Raw genomic sequence first — 15,595 nt, 5'->3', positions numbered from 1 at the left:
CTAGGAGCGTCATATGACGGAAGAGCATCGCCCCGACCACGTGATCGTGGTCGGCTCCGGCATCGCGGGAACGGCCGCTGCGTTCCGGCTGCGCCAGGCCGGGCGCACGGTGACACTGCTCGAACGGGAGGGGCACGTCGGCGGCCGGATGTCCTCCCGTGAGGTGGCCGCCGGAGACCTCGTCTACCGGCTCGATCGCGGCGCGAGCTGGCTCTCCCGCAACTACGCTCCGATGATCGGGCTGTTGAAGGACGCCGGGCTCGCCGGACGGATGCTGTCCTGCTCGGACGAGCTGGCCGTACTCCGCGACGGACGGGTCCACCGGCTGTCCCTGGTGCAGACCTCGGATCTGCTGCGGACCGGTCTGCTCGGGTGGCGCGCCAAACTCAAGGCGGTGCGTCTGCTGCGGGACCTGACGGCGGCGGGCCGTCGGCTGAGCTGGGAGGACATGTCCGCCGCTGCCGGGCTCGACAGAGAGAGCGCGCGGGAGTACGCGCTGCGCCGGCTCGACCGGGAGCTGTTGGACTACCTGGTGGAGCCCCTGTGCAGCAGCCAGTTCCTCGCCCCGGCCGATGAGGTCTCCGCCGTCGGAGCCTTCTGCGTCATGTGGGGGACGTTCGGCGCCGCGAGCTTCACCTTCGACGGCGGGGTCGGACGCCTCCCCGGGCTCCTCCTCGACACCACCGTGATGCGCTCCCCGGAGACACGGGTCGAACTGGGCGCGCACGTCACCGAGGTGCGCCGGGACGGGGACACGGCTCTGGTCTCCTGGGAGCGGGACGGCGAGGTCCGCACGGAACGGGCCGGCGCCTGCGTGGTCGCCGTCCCCGCCCCGGCCGCGGCCCGGATCGTGACCACCCTCGACGAGCCGCAGCGCCGCTATCTCGAAGCGGTGCGCTACACCAGCGACGTGCAGGTGACCTTCGGAGTGCGCCGGGCGCCCGTCGAGAGCGCGCTGGGCGTCGCCGTACCGCAGCGGGAGTACCCGGACCTCGCCATCGTGCTGTACGAACACAACCTGGGCCCTGGTCGGGCACCGGAGGGCCGGGGCCTGGTCACCCTGATCTTCCGGCACCACTGGAACAAGGCCCGGATGACCGCCGCGGACGACACCGTGACCGCCGACGCCCGCGCGGCGCTCGCCCAGGTGATGCCGGACCTCGCCGCCCACCTGGACGAGCACAGCGAGATGGCCACCGTCCAGCGCTGGGAGATCGCCGTGATCGCCCGTCCGAAGGGCGGTTACCGGGACCTCGCCGCCTTCACCGCGAGCCTCGACACGGCCTCCCCCGTCCAGCTGGCCGGTGACCACTTCTCCTACAGCACCACCAACGCCGCCCTCGCCTCGGGTGAACGGGCCGCCCGCCGCATTCTCAACCGGCCGGTCACCACCCGTGCGCGGAGGACGGACTGAATGAAGTCGTTCCTCCAGCCCGAAAGGAGCCGGCCCCATGGCGAACGGACCGTCGGAGACGCATGAACTCCCCTCGTACGGGGACGAGGTGTTCTCCTTCACTTACCCGGCGCAGACGGAACGGCTGGACTCGCTGGGAGATGTGTGTGATCCGGCGACCACAGCCGATCTCGCGCGCTGGGACCTTTCGCCCGGGGCGCACTGCCTGGAGATCGGCGCCGGGACCGGCAGTCTCGCGCTGTGGCTGGCGGACCGGTGCCCGGACGGGTCGGTGACGGCCACCGACACCGACCTCCGGTTCCTGAGCGGGCTGGACCATCCGGCTCTGCGCGTACTCCAGCACGATGTCCGGACGCAGTCGTTCCCACCCGAGTCCTTCGACCTCGTCGTCGCCCGCAGTGTGCTGTGCCACCTGCCCGAGCGGGCCGCACTGCCGGCGCGCATGGCGTCCTGGCTCAAACCGGGCGGACGCCTCTACATCGAAGACCCCTCCTTCTTCCCGGCCGCCTCGTCACCCGATCCCGTCGTACGGCGCCTCGGTGAGGCGGTCACCACCACCCTCGCCCGGGCCCTCGGCAGCGACGTCGCCGCCTGGGCCCGTTCCTTCCCCGCCCCGTTGAACGCATCCGGCCTCGTCGGCATCGGCATGCGGATCCACTGCCCGACCCTGACCGCGACGAACACAGCCGGACGCGCCTGGGCTCTCTCCATCGCCGATCTCCTCCCGACCATCGAACGGGAAGGAGCGCTCACCCGGGACGAAGGCGTCGCCGCTCTGGAGCATCTCGCCCGTCCCGGCTTCATCGACACCGCGCACGCGATGATCGCGATGTGGGGGGTCCGGCCACCGAATCCGCACACGGAAGTGAGACACACGGGATGATCCAGGAACTCACGCGCTCGGCCATCTGGGGCGTACCTGCACGGTGCGGACCTCATGCCGAAGCCGCCGATACGGACACCTTGGAATGGGCCCAGGGCATCGGGATCTGCGAAACACCCGAGGAACTCCAGGGTCTCGGCGGCATCCGGCCCGGCCTGCTGGCCGCCTGGTGCCACCCCCGGGCCCATCGGGCGGACAGCGTACTGGTGGCGAAATGGATGGCATGGCTGTTCCTCCTCGACGACCTCATCGACGAGAGCGACCTGGGGAAGGACGCCGACCTCCTCCACGAGCACCTGCGCGACATGCTCGAAGTCGCCATCGGCAAAGAAGCGGCCGACTCGCCCATGGGACGGGCTCTGGAGGAGATCATCACGCAGGCATCCCATGGAATGGCGAACGACTGGCAACTGCGATTCCGCAGGCATGTGGCCGACTACCTGTCGGCGTGCGTGTGGCAGGCCGCCCACCGCCAGCACGGGCAGATGCCGAGCCAGGAAGCGTTCCCCGCCAAACGGCGGGAGTTCGGCGCGATCCTGCCGTCGTTCGATCTGGTGGAGCGGACGGAGGCGAGCTGCCTGCCCCCGTCCCTGTACTACTCCCGCCCCTACCAGGACCTCCTGATCGCCGCAGCCGACGTGGTGTGCTGGACCAACGACCTCATGACGGTGGAGAAGGAGGCGGCCCAGGGCGACCCGCACAACCTCGTCCTCGTCACCGCCCACCACCGCCGCCTCGACCGGCACGCCGCCACCCTCGCGGTGGCGGACGCCTGCGAGAAACGCCTGCTCGCGCACGAGCGTGCCCACCGGGACCTCACCGTCCTCACCCAGACCCTCGACGCACCGCCCTCCGCCCGGCGAAACGCCGACCGGTGCGCCCGAGCACTCATCGGCTGGGCGCGAGGCCATCTGGAGTGGGGCGCGGCCACACCCCGGTACGACGCCACGACGGCCGCCCCGCGAGCGGAGGCATCATGACGACACAGCCCGCCAGGACACCCGCCCCGCCACCCCGCGCCCCCGGCGGCCTTCCGCTCATCGGGCACGCCCTCCAACTGGTCAGGGCGCCACTGGCCTTCCTCGACACCCAGCGAGCCCACGGCGACGTGGTCGAATTCCGTATCGGCCGCCGACCCGCCTACCTCCTCAACCACCCGGACCTGGTCATGGACCTGCTCACCGGTCCCGGAGGGCGCTTCGACCGCGGCGAGATCTTCACCAAGGCCCGCCCCCTGTTCGGCACGGGCGTCGCCGTGGCCAACGGCACCCACCACTGGGACCGCCGACGCGTCGTACAGCCTCTGCTGAGCGCGGCCCGGCTTCCCGGATACCTGGACACCCTGGCAGAACTCGCCACGACCCTGGCCGACTCCTGGCACTCCGGCCAACGCCTCGACCTCAACGCCGAGACAGCTCGACTCGCCCTGAACGCCGTCGCCGCGATCCTCTTCGACCGCCCCCTCCCCGACGGGTTCGCGGACACGGTCCACCGAGCCCTGCCCACCGTGGTCACCGGACTGGGCCTCCGCGCCTACGGGCCCGCAGCCACCCTCCTCGACCGCTGGCCCGGCGGCGAACGGCGGCGCTACCGAAGGGCCTTGGCCGACATCCACCGAGTCGTGGACACCCTCATCCAGACAGATCCCACCACCCCCGCCCTGACACGCCTGTCCGCCGGCGCCGACCGCGCACAGCTCCATGACGACGTGACCTCGCTCCTCATCGGCGGCTCCCACACCAGCGGAGCCGCGGCGGCCTGGCTGTTCATCCTGCTCGCCCGCCACCCGGCCATCCGCCGCCGGGTCCACGACGAGGTCGACCGGGTTACCGGCGACCGCCCCGTCACATCGGCCGACCTGCCGGCGCTCGACCTCACCGGCCGCGTGGTGCGCGAGACACTCCGGCTCTACCCTCCGATCTGGCTCTTCCCCCGCCACGCCGCGAACCCCAGGGAACTCGGCGGCCACCGGCTCCCCGCCGGAGCGCAGATCTTCTACAGCCCCTACGCCCTGCACCGGGACCCCCGCTGGTACCGCAGACCCACAGCATTCGACCCCGACCGCTGGAACCCCGAACAGCACCCCGTTCCCCCACGCGGTGCCTATCTCCCTTTCGCCGCTGGAGTGCACGGCTGCCCCGGTGGCGACTTCGCCCTGGCAGAACTCACCCTCCTCACCGCAGCGGTCACACGCCGATGGGAACTGGACCCGATCCCGGGCAGCCGCCCCCGCCCGGCGGCCTCGGCGACCCTCGGCCCCACGCCGCTCAGCATGACCGTCACCGACCGCTCGGCCACCTAGGAGGGGTCCGGAAAGTTATGGGAGTCAGAGGCGGAGGCAGGCGAGGGTGACCATGGCCTGGTATTGGCGGGCTCGCTTGTCGTAGCGGGTGACCAGGGCCCGGTTCTGCTTGAGGCGGCGGATGCGACCGTTGATCTGGTCGATCCGCTCCGGGATCGTGCAGGCGATGCCGCGTCGTCGCAGGCCAGATGGATCTTGCTGGTCAGGCCGCCCCTGGACCGGCCGAGGGCTTCGCCTTCCCAGGGCCCCCTTTTCGGGCCCCGGCCGCGTGCTGGTGAGCCCGTACCGTGGTCGAGACTGGCGGCATTCGTGCACGATCAACGCGTACCCCTACCCAGCCAGCCAGGACTCCCGAACGGCTCCAGGAGGACTCCAGGAGGGAGTTTTCGCAGGTCAGCCCCGACAGTCATTTAGCGACCCTCCGGCCTGGCCTGCGAACCTTCACCTTGAAGATCAAAAGAAGCTCTGACTGTGGGTAAAGGCTCGCCTGAGCGTCGGCGTCGAGGAGATCATGCGTCTGGCAGAACGGCATGCGAGTCTGAGGGGGACGCGGGATGACGCGGATGATCCGGCGCGGAGCGGCGGACAGCGGCTCTGACGAGCTGGACGCCTACCAATACGCCTGCCTGGCCGGTGGGAGCCTGCGGGTCGCGGAGAGTGCGGTCGTCTCCCTCGTTGAGCGCGGGACGCTGTCCTTGGGCGCCGCTCGGCTACGCGTCATCGGTGAGGAGCGTCCCGGGCACCCGGTGGAACTCGCCGTCATCACCGCCTGTCCGCGCAGCAAGCCGGTACGGGAGGTGATCGAGGCCGTCCGGCGCTCCTCCGAGGTCGACGAACTCGCTCGCCACCTTGTCTCCCTGCGTCTCCTGCGCCGCGGACGACGCAAGCCCACCCGCGCCGGACGGCGAAGCCTCACGGACGCCGCCTCGACGGGGCGTGTGCCCGCGTACGTGCTCCACGGCCCCGCCGGACTCTCCCTCGGCTCTACCCGACGCGGGCCTGCCGGCACTCACACCGTCCCCGACGCCCTCGGGCGCACCCTGATCCGTATGGGCAAAGCCCTCGACGGCGACCACGGTGACGCAATGGACAACGGCGCGGACGGAGGCGGCTTCGGCGGTGGCGGTGGCGGTGACTGACAGCGGTAGGCATTTGCTTTCCGCTGGCGGACTCCCGGTGAAACGAACCGCCGGCTCGACGAGCGGCGCCTCACCCGCGCCCTCAGTCTCCCCGAGGTCCGTGGGCTGGTCCTCCAGCAGGACTGTGGCGTCCAGCCACTGGGCGGCTAACACTTCGTCCTGTGGGGCCAGGACTGCCGTCTGCGACGTCGTGTCTCTCCCCGTCCGGGTCCCGGCGTCCGGCTGCCTAGTGGGGGCGTCGGCGGGTAGCGTTTCGGCATGACCGAGCAGATGGAGCTGGGCAAGGGCAAGGTGCCCGACTACCCGCCGAAGACTCCCCCACCTCCGAAGAAGCCGGTCGAGCTGCCCCGCCCGGACCCGAAAGGCCCTCACAACCCGCGCCCCGACCAGCGCGCCGCCGTCATGCGGAACCGACGGGGAGTGAACTGGCCCTTCGAGTCGGCCCCTTGGGCAGCGGGACGCGCCGCTTCCCGGGTCCTGGACCAGCTCACTGCTTGGCGCTTCCCCCTCGACGACAGGCAGAAGACACAGGTCGACCAGGTCGTCCGGATCCTGGTCGCGGCAGCTGTGCGGGACGGCGGCAAACGCATCAGCGTCCACCTCGCCGACAACAACAGCGCCGCCGCGGCTATCGCCGTCTACAGCCACGACACCACACCGGTCCCCGCTCCCTCCCTGCTCGCGCTCGCGGAACTGCGCGCCGCCGGGGTATCCGACTGCGGCACCGAAACCGACCTCCAAGGCCGCTGCCACTGGGCCATCTACGAGACCGCTTAGGCAAGCCGAGCAGCGGAAGAGGGGGCCCGGCCAACACGGGGACCAGCACGACCCGCCCCCAGCACCCGGCAGCCTCGACCCCGTGGGTGATTGGATAGCGTGCCCGTCCCCGCCGTCGTGAGGGCTACGGCGGGGATCGTCGCGATGGCCAGACCGTCGGGGTGTCGTCGAGGCTGCCCGCGACCTGCCGAGCCGCAACCTGCTGCTGTACGGGCTCGGTGGCCTGGTCCTGTGGTTCATCGGCATCAAGCTGATCGACCTGCTCGTGTCGATGGTCCCGGGCCTCGGATGACTCCTCGTCAGGGAGCCGTCAGGGAAAGCCCTTCCGGCTTGCCCGGGGACGCGGCCAGGGATTGGATCAGGATCGTGAACAGCGCGTGGCTCCTCCTCGACCGGCCGCCTCATCAGGCGTCGCCGCGTCGCACGCCCCGCTGCCGACCGGGCTCGTCCGCCCTGCGCTGACACCCGCCCGCGCCGCGTCACAGGGGCGCCGTGACCCTCGTCAACCGGTCACGGCGCCCCTCTTCTCGTACCCCATCCACCTTCCCTTGGACGAACCATGTCTCCTTCCCCTCTGTCCGGACGCACCGTCCTCGTCACGGGCGCCACCTCCGGCATCGGCCACCAGACCGCCCGCCTGCTCGCCGAACGCGGGGCGACGGTCCTCGTGCACGGCCGTACCACGGAGGAGGCGCTCGCCGCCGTGGACCGGCTCGTCACCCTCTCCGGCGTACCGGCCGAGCGTCTGTGCGCCTACGGGGCCGACTTCACCCGCCTGGAGGAGGTCGAGGCCCTGGCCGCCCGGGTCGCCGCCGCTCACCCGCGACTGGACGTCCTCGTCAACAACGCGGGCATGGCCGCGCCCGAGCGGCACACCGTCACCGCCGACGGCAACGAGATCGCCTTCCAGGTCAACTTCCTCGCCCACTACCTCCTCACCCACCTCCTGGAACCCACCCTGACCAGCGGCGCCGGGGGCCGCGTCGTCAACGTGTCCTCGTCGCTGCACCGCACCGGCGCCATCCAGTGGTCCGACCCCAACCGCGTCCGCCGCTACTCCCGGCTCGCCGCCTACGCCCAGTCGCAGCTCGCCCTCACCGTCTTCGCCGCCGACCCGCGCGTCACCGCCGTCTCCGTACACCCCGGCATCTGCGCCACCAGCCTCCTGCCGCTGTACGCCCACGAAGGCGTCGCGCCGGCCGAGGGCGCCGCCCACGTCGCCCGCCTCTGCGACCCGGCGGTCGAGATCGTCAACGGCGCCTACTACGACCGCGAACACCGCGTCGCCCCGGCACCCGCCGCCACCGAGGAGCGGACCGTCAAGCGCCTCAACAAGCTCGCCGACGTCCTCGTCGGCCACACCGCCTGAAGGAGCATCCGGCCATGTCCAAGCGCGCCCGCAAGAAGAAGGCCCGACGCAAGAAGAAGGCGAACCACGGCCGCAAGGCCAACGCCCGCTGAAACCCCACCGGGGCGGCCCGTCCGGGAGGGCGGGCCGCCCTGTTGCCGTACCGGAGTGTTTCCGGGCCGTCCCCTCAGGGTGGGGCCGTGTCGGTACGTCGGATCCGTCACGGGCCCGGCGGGAGAGACCGCCGGCGGGATGTCACGCTGCTCCGCGCGGCATCCGGCCTGCCTCGCCGGAGAGCACGGTGCGCAGGTCTTCCACTCCGGGCGCGCCTTCGACTCGGCCCGCCTCGTCTCGGTAGAGGCGGCAGGCCATACCGGCCGGCGTCCCCGGCACCGCGAAGGGGTCCACGTCGCCGACGAGGATCGTCGGTGACCCGGTCATGCCGAGCCGGACGGCCTCCGGCTCGTCCGTCACCTCGACCAGCTCCACGTCCGCCGGGCGCCCCTCCAGGGCGGCGGCGATCCGCTCCAGCGCCACTGGGGCGTGGGGGCATCCGGGAACGGTCAGCACGGTGATCTTCAGGGCGTCCATTTCCATGTCCGTATCCGTATCTGTGTCTATGTCCGTGGGGCGACCGTAGTCCTTGGACGCGGGGCCGTCCCCGTGGGCGCCTCGGAGTCCGACTGGCCGGCGGGTAGGGCAGGGACCCCGGTCCTGGCGCTACACCTCGATGTGCGAGCCCATGAGGACGGTGCGGTCGCCGGGGAGCCCGAAGTGTTCGGCGGCGTCCGCCGTGAGGTGGGAGGTGGCGATGAAGAGCCGCTTGCGCCACGGTGCCATGGTCGGGGCCTTCCCTCGCCTGAGTTCGACCTTCGACAGGTAGTACGAAGCCTCGTCAAGTCGCAGTCCGCCCTCCGTACGGGCCGGGTCGAGGCCCGCCAGGACCGACGGCACGTCCGGTGCCTCCATGTAGCCGAAGCGGCCGGTGACGTGGATGATCCCGTCGTCGGTGTGGCCGAGGTCGTCGACGACGCTGCGCTGGTCCGGCGGGACGCGCGGTACGGGTTCGGTCTCCAGGGACAGGATGACGACGTGCTCGTGGCGCACGTGGTTGTGCCGGACGTTGGCCCGCAGGGCGAGCGGCGTCGTGGCCTTGCCGCGGTTGAGGAAGACGGCGGTGCCGGGGATGCGGAGCGTGGGCACCCGCCCGCTGTGCAGGTCCTCGACGAACTCCTGGAGCGGGCCCTCCCTGCGTTTGCGTTCCGCGGTGACGACCTGCCGGCCGTGCTGCCAGGTGGTCATCACGGTGAAGGCGAGGACACCGATGAGGAGGGGCAGCCAGGCGCCGTGGACGAGCTTGGTCACGTTGGCCGCCACGAACAGCAGGTCCACGGTGAGCAGCACCGTGCCGCCGCCGATGAGTGCCCACAGCGGGGTTGCCCATCTGGCGCGGGCGACGAAGAGAAAGAGGAGGGTGGTGATGGTGATGGTGCCGGTCACCGCCATGCCGAAGGCGAAGGCGAGCGCGGCGGAGCTGCGAAAGGCGAGGACCAGGGTGAGGACGGACACCAGCAAGAACCAGTTGACCCAGGGCACGTACACCTGGCCGACGCTCGACTCCGAGGTGTGCGCGATGCGCAGCCGGGGCAGGTAGCCCAGCCGTGCGGCCTGGGCCGCGACCGAGTACGCGCCCGTGATCACCGCCTGGGAGGCGATCACGGTGGCGGCCGTGGCGAGCAGGACCATCGGCAGGCGCGCCCAGTGAGGGGCCATCAGGAAGAAGGGGCTGCTGATGGTGCGGGGATCGTCGAGGATCAGCGCGCCTTGGCCCAGGTAGCTGAGCGCGCAGGCGGGGAAGACCAGGAACAGCCAGCCGCGTGTGATCGCCCGGCGGCCGAAGTGGCCCATGTCGGCGTAGAGCGCCTCGGCTCCGGTCACGGCGAGGACGACCGCCGCCAGGGCGAAGAAGGCGGTGCCGAAGTGGGAGGTGAGGAAGCCCACCGCGTAGGTCGGTGACAGTGCCTTCAGGATGTCGGGGCGCCTGGCGATGCCGGCCGCCCCGCAGACGCCAATGGCGGTGAACCAGACGACCATGGCCGGGCCGAAGACCCGGCCCACCGCTGCCGTCCCCCTGCGCTGGACGACGAAGAGCACGATGAGGATCACCGCCGTGATCGGTACGACCGCGGGTTTCAGGGAGGGTTCCACGACTTCGAGGCCCTCGACCGCGGACAGCACCGAGATGGCGGGAGTGATCATGCTGTCGCCGAAGAACAGCGAGGCGCCGAAGATGCCGAGCGCCGCCAGCACGGCGGTGACGCGCCGGCTGCGTCCGCCGCCCCATCTGCGGAGCAGGGTGATCAGCGCCATGATGCCGCCCTCGCCGTCGTTGTCGGCGCGCATGGCCAGCAGCACGTAGGTGACCGTGACGATGACCACCACCGACCAGAAGACCAGCGACACGACGCCGAAGACGCTGTCGGTGCTGACGGGCACGGGGTGCGGGTCGCCCGGGTTGAAGACCGTCTGCAGGGTGTAGAGGGGGCTGGTCCCGATGTCGCCGAACACCACGCCCAGCGCACCCGTCACCACGGCGAGCCGTACCGCGTCCCGGGTGCCTCCGGGGCGTGCGCGCGATGGCTCGGGCGGGGAAGGCGGTTCGGTCATGGGATCCTCCTGCGCGTCACGGGTCCGGCTGTCCACAACGTCGGTCATCTCCCGCCTCCGGACAACGCGAAACGGGTCGGCGCCCTGAAGGAACGCTCTCTTGGCGCTGCTACGGACACGCGACTGGCCGGGTGGGTCACAGAGGCGTTCCCGCTCGCCGTTCTCCCAGTCCCGCACCGCTCGTACCGCTCACACCCTTCGGGCGCATCGCACCCCGTTCGAGGAGCGTTCGTGTGCGTCAGCCGCGAGGTGGTCGCGGTGTTCGGCGCGCTCGCGGGCATCGTCCCCGTGCTGGCCGTCGCCACTGCGTTCGCGGAGGCCGGACCGCTACGGACCGCTCTGGATGGCCCCGTACCTGCCGCTGCCCCACATCTTCACCTTGGGCGACCCGGCCGCTGACCTCTCCGACCGCATCGTGCTCTTCGGCCTCGGCAGGATCGGCACGCGGGTCCTGGCCCAGCTGCGTACCGACCACGAGGTCGTCGCGATCGACCGCGACCCCGCCGCCCGGAGTGTCGCTTACGCGCGCGAACAGGGCGTTCCGGTGCTGGAGGACGCCACCGACCCCGGAGTCCTCCACCGGGCCCGGATGCGGCAGAGCAACTCCCTCCTCGTGCTCGCCCGGGAGGAAAGCCGCAACCTCGACGTGGCGATGGCAGCCAGGGAGGCGAATTCCCCGATCCGTGTGTGATGCGTCTGTACGACGACCATCTGGCGAGGGGACACCCTGCCCCGCACCGGACGATCAGCGGTACGTCAGGCCGGTGGCACCGGATCCGGTGCCGGTGCCGTGTCCTGCGGCGTGGACCGCTGTTTACACCATCCATCCAACCGCCCCCTCGGAGTCGCGCTCAATATGTGCCCCACGCATTTGACGACACCTGTACGCGGCCAGGGCACCGTGCGCGCGCCGCCGCCGGTTCGGCGCGGTCAGCCGGTCGCGGCCAACCCCTGGGCACGCTCGATCACGGCGGCGGCCCGCCCGGCCAGATCGACGGCGACCAGGCGGGAGGCAAGGGGCCGCGGGATGCTGCCGGGCGCCGGGGTCATCATGTCTCGGCCTAGATAGTGGCCCGCGGCGACGGCGCGCAGTTCGATCTCGCCCTCGGGCCAGCCCTGCCGGTCCACGTCCACGCCCAGCCCTCCACCCATAGCGACCCGTCCGCCTGGAGGCGGGCTGGCCGGCCGGTGAGCCGCCCGTACTCGAAACGGCAGCCGCTCAGCTCCAGCAGAGCCGTGAGCTCCTCCCCCACATACCGTACGAACTCCTCGGGGGTGCGGCTGGAACCGGCGAGCCGAGTCGCCGTGTGGGGAGGCGTTGTAGGTGGACGGCGTCCGTGAAGGCGGCGGCGCCCACTAGGCAGGCCCGGGCGGCGAGATGGGAGACGATCAGACCGACGGCCAGGAGCAGGACCGTCGTCTCGACATCGGCCCGGTCGTGGATGTGGAGGCTCTGGGACGGGACGGCGGCGTGCAAGAAGCCGAACCAGACCGCCGCGGACAGGGCGGCCGCGTCACGGAATCCGATGCTCATCGTCCACCTCCAGGGGCCCACTTCAAAGGTCCCCGCAACGGCGCCGGGGCCGCCGCGTACGGGAAAGGCTGACGCATCCCTGACGGGGCACCCCTCGGAACGGCCCCGTCGAAGGCCGCCCGCCCCCCACTGGTCCGCTTGACGTGACTGCCACGTGGTGACGTCCGCCCGAGGCCGGCGGGCTCGTCCGGTCCGTGGTCCCCCTCGTGGCCGCGGACCGGAACGCCCCTCGTGTCGTACGCCCGTCCCCTGCGGTGTCCCGGCGTCGGTCCGGGCCGTCGATGCCGGGCCGTGCGCGGTGCCTGTGGCAGCCGCACGCCCTCCCGCCGCTCACTGTGGACGGGCGTCCGCTCCCCCGTGAGGGGATCAGTCTGCGATGGGAATCCCGCCGGAAGACCGTCATTGACGCGGCCCTGGCGTCTCCCCGGGCCGCTTTGACGCGCGCTTGACACCTCGGACCGGCTCCGCCGGAGGGCGGGGTCCAACGGCTTCGGCTCTCTCCCCTGGAGCGGGTCTGCCGTCCCGGGGAGGCCGCTGGCAGACTGTCCGCGATTCCGCCGAAGGAGCGACCCGTGTCCATGATCGACCGTCTGCGCAGTGCCGTCCGCCGGACGTACAAGAGAGCGGTGGACCTCAGCCACCCGGCCCGCTCACCCCTCGGGAGTTCGGTGGTCAACTGCGTGGTCTACCAGGAAGGCGTGCGCCGGGACCCGGTCCGCTCCGTCGAGGAGGCCGTGCGGCGAGCCCGCAAGGCGGGCGACGGATTCGTGTGGATCGGCCTGCACGAGCCGGAGGAGAAGGAGTTCGCGGGCCTCGCGGAGCTGTTCGGGCTGCATCCCCTGGCGGTCGAGGACGCCGTCCACGCCCACCAGCGGCCGAAGCTTGAGCGGTACGGCGACGTGCTCTTCGCCGTCTTCAAGACGGTGCGGTACGTGGAGCACGACGAGCTCACCGCCACCAGCGAGGTGGTGGACACCGGCGAGCTGATGGCGTTCACCGGCCCCGACTTCGTGATCACGATCCGGCACGGCGGGCACGGCTCCCTCGGTCCGTTGCGCGAGGCCCTGGAGACCGAGCCCGAACACCTCGCCAAGGGTCCCTCCGCCGTGCTGCACGCGATCGCCGACCATGTCGTGGACGACTACCTCGCCGTCACCGACGCGGTCCAGGACGACCTGGACGCCATCGAGACTGCGGTCTTCTCCCAGCAGGGGCACCGCGGCGACGTCGGCCGCATCTACCAGCTCAAGCGCGAACTCCTCGAACTCAAGCGGGCCGTGACGCCCTTGGGCCAGCCGCTCCAGCGGCTCGCGACCGATCCGCTGCCGTGCGTCGCGCCCGGGATGCGCCCGTACTTCCGGGACGTGGCCGACCACCTCGCGCGGGTCGTCGAGCAGGTCACCTCGTACGACGCCCTGCTCGACTCGATCCTCCAGGCCCATCTCGCGCAGGTGACCGTGGCCCAGAACGAGGACATGCGCAAGATCACCGCCTGGGCCGCGATCGTCGCCGTCCCCACCATGGTCTGCGGCGTGTACGGCATGAACTTCGAGCACATGCCCGAACTCCGCTGGACCTACGGCTATCCCCTCGTATTGAGCGTGATGGCCACCGCCTGCCTCCTCATCCACCGGGGGTTCCGCCGCAACGGGTGGCTCTGACCCGCGCCGGTCACCGCGGAGCGGCGCGCTCCGATGCCGGGAGAAGCCTCGCCAGCAGGAGTCGACGGCGCCGACTCCGGCTCCGGCGCCGTCGACCGGGAGCGTCCCGCCCAGCGCCTCGGCGAGGTCCCGGTACAGGCGCACGGGCAGGCCGTCGGCGCGGTGGCGGTGGTGACGTACACGCTGCGCGGGCGGGAGCAACCGGGAATGCTGAGGCTGCTCGGTGACGCGCTCGTCGTGCAGGGACTGCACCAAGGCGATGAGATCGTCCCCGTCTCCCTGGCCTCGCCCGATACGGACGTCACGGAGCACGAGATCGAGGGCGCGCCCGCCCTGATGGAGATGATGTCGTCGCCCGGCTCGGCGACCAGCTAATTGACCCGTCGTTCACGGGCGCCCTCGTCGAGGTCATCGCGCGAAGGCCAAACACGGGGACGCCTGCGCCCGCGGTGTGCGCGAGCGGCCGAATCGCGATGTGCCCCCGGACATATCAGGTGGCACCCTGCGTTCGGGGCGCGGCGGCGCGCTCGGAAGCCCTGCGCCGTCCAAGTGACGCAGGGCTGGGACCGTGGGGGTGAGGTCAGAGAGCCAGCAGGTCCCGGCCGAGGCCGCTGAGGGGGCCGCCGGTGTCGAAGAGGGGAGCGCCTTCGGCGAGGGTGCCGGTGTCGACGGCCTGGAAGCCGGCGCTGTCGGCGAGGTCGGCTACCCGGCGCTTGGCGTCGCTGTCGTCGCCGGCGAGCAGGACGATGCGGCGGCCGTTGTCGATGTCCGGCTCCTTGGGCAGTGCCTGGGCCAGGTAGGTGTTGAAGCCCTTGACCACGAGGGCGCCCGGCAGGAGTCCGGCGACGATCTCGGTGGGCGGGATCCCGCCGGTGTCGACGACCTCCAGCCCGGCGGCGGTGTCCCGCAGCGGGTTGACCGGAACGAGGACCGTGCGGCCCTGCCAGAAGGGGACCGAGGCCGCGGCGTTCTCCTTCTGGTCCCATGGAACGGCCAGGACCACGACGTCTCCGAAGTCGGCGGCCTCCTGCGGTGTCCCGGCGGAAGCGTTCGTCCCCAGTTCGTCGACGAGTGGCGCCAGCGCGCGTGGTCCCCGTGTGCCCGACACCATCACCTTGTGTCCCGCCCTGGTGAAGACGACGGCCAGGGCCGTGCCGAGACGACCGGCACCAATGATTCCCACATCCATGCCATCACGCTCACACACTCCGGCCCCTCCCACATCCCGACGCCCCGTCTCCTGTTCCACTCGGGTGCCCGGCCGCGGACCCGCTGGAGGAGCCCACCGCGACAGCCTGGAAGCCCCTTGGAGAGCAGTCGGGCCGGACACGGTCCACGCAACAACCAGCTGGGGAACGGAGGTGTCGGCAGCTGCCGGTGACGTCGGCGCAGCCGCAATACGGGTGGCGGGTTCCAGGACGTTCGCCCCCGGCAACGCCCGGCTGAACGGCCGCGATCAGCTGCGGCTCGGCACCAGCGGGGTCTTCGTGGTCTACGCGAGGCGCCGGGGACGACGTCCAAACGACCGGACTGCTCGTCGTACGCGACAGCTCGGACGGCGAGTTCGGGCGCAACCGCGGCGGGGCCAGGGCCCCACCGCGGTCGAGAGCGCTGCCGCCGACGGCAGCGGCGACCGGGCCGGGCTCGGTTGTCAGCCCGGCCTGCCTGCCTCTCCAGAGTTTGGGAGGGATCGTCAACCAGGCCCGCCCGCACCCGGGGCCGGCATCGAGACCGCAGTGTCCTCCCGGCTCACCCCTCGGCATTCCGCTGCGGGAGCGTGCGCGAGTGATCCCGAGGCGCGGGACCGGCCCGTAAGGACCGATCTCCGGCCCGCAGGCGGATGGGGAGCGGTCCGGCGGGTCATCCTGGC

15 protein-coding genes and 2 pseudogenes are annotated in these 15,595 nt (G+C 71.4%); 10 read left to right on the top strand and 7 right to left on the bottom strand.

Annotated elements, in window-relative coordinates:
- Positions 1-13: 13 nt before the first annotated feature.
- From AB0C99_RS01700 to AB0C99_RS01685, 4 genes are all read left to right on the top strand, one after another.
- Positions 14-1,414 carry an FAD-dependent oxidoreductase gene (locus tag AB0C99_RS01700; protein WP_362468142.1) on the top strand — a complete coding sequence of 467 codons (1,401 nt, stop codon included), beginning with the start codon at positions 14-16 and terminating at the stop codon, positions 1,412-1,414.
- A gap of 37 nt (positions 1,415-1,451) precedes the next feature.
- A complete protein-coding gene (locus tag AB0C99_RS01695; RefSeq protein ID WP_362468140.1) occupies positions 1,452-2,297 on the top strand; it encodes a methyltransferase domain-containing protein in 846 nt (281 codons plus the stop codon).
- 218 nt (positions 2,298-2,515) lie between these two features.
- A complete protein-coding gene (locus AB0C99_RS01690; RefSeq protein WP_362468138.1) occupies positions 2,516-3,277 on the top strand; it encodes a terpene synthase family protein in 762 nt (253 codons plus the stop codon).
- A complete protein-coding gene (locus AB0C99_RS01685) occupies positions 3,274-4,599 on the top strand; it encodes a cytochrome P450 (protein ID WP_362468136.1) in 1,326 nt (441 codons plus the stop codon). Before AB0C99_RS01690 ends, AB0C99_RS01685 begins: the two co-directional genes overlap by 4 nt.
- 24 nt (positions 4,600-4,623) lie before the next feature.
- Here AB0C99_RS01685 and AB0C99_RS01680 read toward each other — a convergent pair.
- Both AB0C99_RS01680 and AB0C99_RS01675 read right to left on the bottom strand, forming a co-directional pair.
- A pseudogene (locus AB0C99_RS01680) lies at positions 4,624-4,716 on the bottom strand (IS5/IS1182 family transposase); the annotation flags it as partial.
- A gap of 59 nt (positions 4,717-4,775) precedes the next feature.
- Positions 4,776-4,894, bottom strand: a pseudogene (locus tag AB0C99_RS01675) (IS5/IS1182 family transposase); the annotation flags it as partial.
- A 259-nt stretch (positions 4,895-5,153) separates the two neighbouring features.
- Between AB0C99_RS01675 and AB0C99_RS01670 the strand changes: the two are divergent.
- The 3 genes from AB0C99_RS01670 (at position 5,154) to AB0C99_RS01660 (ending at position 7,884) form a co-directional block, all read left to right on the top strand.
- Entirely contained in the window at positions 5,154-5,738 is a 585-nt protein-coding gene (locus AB0C99_RS01670) for a TIGR04222 domain-containing membrane protein (RefSeq protein WP_362468134.1), read from the top strand.
- A gap of 258 nt (positions 5,739-5,996) precedes the next feature.
- A complete protein-coding gene (locus tag AB0C99_RS01665; RefSeq protein ID WP_362468132.1) occupies positions 5,997-6,515 on the top strand; it encodes a hypothetical protein in 519 nt (172 codons plus the stop codon).
- Between the two features lie 559 nt (positions 6,516-7,074).
- Positions 7,075-7,884, top strand: a complete 810-nt coding sequence (locus AB0C99_RS01660) for an SDR family NAD(P)-dependent oxidoreductase (RefSeq protein ID WP_362468130.1) — start codon at positions 7,075-7,077, stop codon at positions 7,882-7,884.
- 234 nt (positions 7,885-8,118) lie between these two features.
- On the opposite strand, the gene AB0C99_RS01655 is transcribed toward AB0C99_RS01660, so the two are convergent.
- The gene (locus AB0C99_RS01655; RefSeq protein ID WP_362468128.1) at positions 8,119-8,454 is read right to left on the bottom strand and encodes a thioredoxin family protein; all 336 of its coding nucleotides are present in this window, start codon (positions 8,452-8,454) and stop codon (positions 8,119-8,121) included.
- Between the two features lie 129 nt (positions 8,455-8,583).
- Positions 8,584-10,530 carry a KUP/HAK/KT family potassium transporter gene (locus AB0C99_RS01650; RefSeq protein WP_362468126.1) on the bottom strand — a complete coding sequence of 649 codons (1,947 nt, stop codon included), beginning with the start codon at positions 10,528-10,530 and terminating at the stop codon, positions 8,584-8,586.
- Positions 10,531-10,873: 343 nt separating this feature from the next.
- Between AB0C99_RS01650 and AB0C99_RS01645 the strand changes: the two genes are divergently transcribed.
- Positions 10,874-11,221: an NAD(P)-binding protein gene (locus AB0C99_RS01645; RefSeq protein WP_362468124.1), complete on the top strand. Its 348-nt coding sequence runs from the start codon at positions 10,874-10,876 to the stop codon at positions 11,219-11,221.
- Positions 11,222-11,460: 239 nt separating this feature from the next.
- Here AB0C99_RS01645 and AB0C99_RS01640 read toward each other — a convergent pair whose 3' ends face one another.
- Positions 11,461-11,682 (bottom strand): hypothetical protein, encoded by a 222-nt coding sequence (locus AB0C99_RS01640; protein ID WP_362468122.1) that lies wholly within the window; start codon positions 11,680-11,682, stop codon positions 11,461-11,463.
- Between the two features lie 67 nt (positions 11,683-11,749).
- Positions 11,750-12,064, bottom strand: coding sequence for a hypothetical protein (locus AB0C99_RS01635; protein ID WP_362468121.1), 315 nt, complete (start codon positions 12,062-12,064; stop codon positions 11,750-11,752).
- Between the two features lie 578 nt (positions 12,065-12,642).
- On the opposite strand from AB0C99_RS01635, the gene corA reads away from it, so the two are divergent.
- Both corA and AB0C99_RS01625 read left to right on the top strand, forming a co-directional pair.
- Positions 12,643-13,725 carry a magnesium/cobalt transporter CorA gene (gene corA, locus AB0C99_RS01630; RefSeq protein WP_362468636.1) on the top strand — a complete coding sequence of 361 codons (1,083 nt, stop codon included), beginning with the start codon at positions 12,643-12,645 and terminating at the stop codon, positions 13,723-13,725.
- Between the two features lie 33 nt (positions 13,726-13,758).
- Complete coding sequence (locus AB0C99_RS01625) at positions 13,759-14,100, top strand: hypothetical protein (protein WP_362468119.1); 342 nt, start codon at positions 13,759-13,761, stop codon at positions 14,098-14,100.
- 205 nt (positions 14,101-14,305) lie between these two features.
- Here AB0C99_RS01625 and AB0C99_RS01620 read toward each other — a convergent pair whose 3' ends face one another.
- Positions 14,306-14,914, bottom strand: a complete 609-nt coding sequence (locus AB0C99_RS01620) for an NAD(P)-binding domain-containing protein (protein WP_362468117.1) — start codon at positions 14,912-14,914, stop codon at positions 14,306-14,308.
- Positions 14,915-15,595 lie beyond the last annotated feature (681 nt).

The organism is Streptomyces sp. NPDC048659, from assembly GCF_040650575.1.
Classification (GTDB): Bacteria; Actinomycetota; Actinomycetes; order Streptomycetales; family Streptomycetaceae; genus Streptomyces.
This window is presented reverse-complemented; position numbering and strand designations above follow the sequence as displayed.

Excerpts from the sequence above, each read along its gene's own strand:
- AB0C99_RS01665 (WP_362468132.1), top strand. The coding sequence starts at position 5,997 with ATGACCGAGCAGATGGAGCTGGGCAAGGGCAAGGTGCCCGACTACCCG.
- AB0C99_RS01685 (WP_362468136.1), top strand. The coding sequence starts at position 3,274 with ATGACGACACAGCCCGCCAGGACACCCGCCCCGCCACCCCGCGCCCCC.
- AB0C99_RS01670 (WP_362468134.1), top strand. The coding sequence starts at position 5,154 with ATGACGCGGATGATCCGGCGCGGAGCGGCGGACAGCGGCTCTGACGAG.
- AB0C99_RS01660 (WP_362468130.1), top strand. The coding sequence starts at position 7,075 with ATGTCTCCTTCCCCTCTGTCCGGACGCACCGTCCTCGTCACGGGCGCC.
- AB0C99_RS01690 (WP_362468138.1), top strand. The coding sequence starts at position 2,516 with ATGGCATGGCTGTTCCTCCTCGACGACCTCATCGACGAGAGCGACCTG.
- AB0C99_RS01650 (WP_362468126.1), bottom strand. The coding sequence starts at position 10,530 with ATGACCGAACCGCCTTCCCCGCCCGAGCCATCGCGCGCACGCCCCGGA.
- AB0C99_RS01620 (WP_362468117.1), bottom strand. The coding sequence starts at position 14,914 with ATGGATGTGGGAATCATTGGTGCCGGTCGTCTCGGCACGGCCCTGGCC.
- AB0C99_RS01640 (WP_362468122.1), bottom strand. The coding sequence starts at position 11,682 with ATGGGTGGAGGGCTGGGCGTGGACGTGGACCGGCAGGGCTGGCCCGAG.
- AB0C99_RS01695 (WP_362468140.1), top strand. The coding sequence starts at position 1,452 with ATGGCGAACGGACCGTCGGAGACGCATGAACTCCCCTCGTACGGGGAC.
- AB0C99_RS01645 (WP_362468124.1), top strand. The coding sequence starts at position 10,874 with ATGGCCCCGTACCTGCCGCTGCCCCACATCTTCACCTTGGGCGACCCG.
- AB0C99_RS01700 (WP_362468142.1), top strand. The coding sequence starts at position 14 with ATGACGGAAGAGCATCGCCCCGACCACGTGATCGTGGTCGGCTCCGGC.
- AB0C99_RS01635 (WP_362468121.1), bottom strand. The coding sequence starts at position 12,064 with ATGAGCATCGGATTCCGTGACGCGGCCGCCCTGTCCGCGGCGGTCTGG.
- corA (WP_362468636.1), top strand. The coding sequence starts at position 12,643 with ATGATCGACCGTCTGCGCAGTGCCGTCCGCCGGACGTACAAGAGAGCG.
- AB0C99_RS01625 (WP_362468119.1), top strand. The coding sequence starts at position 13,759 with ATGCCGGGAGAAGCCTCGCCAGCAGGAGTCGACGGCGCCGACTCCGGC.
- AB0C99_RS01655 (WP_362468128.1), bottom strand. The coding sequence starts at position 8,454 with ATGGACGCCCTGAAGATCACCGTGCTGACCGTTCCCGGATGCCCCCAC.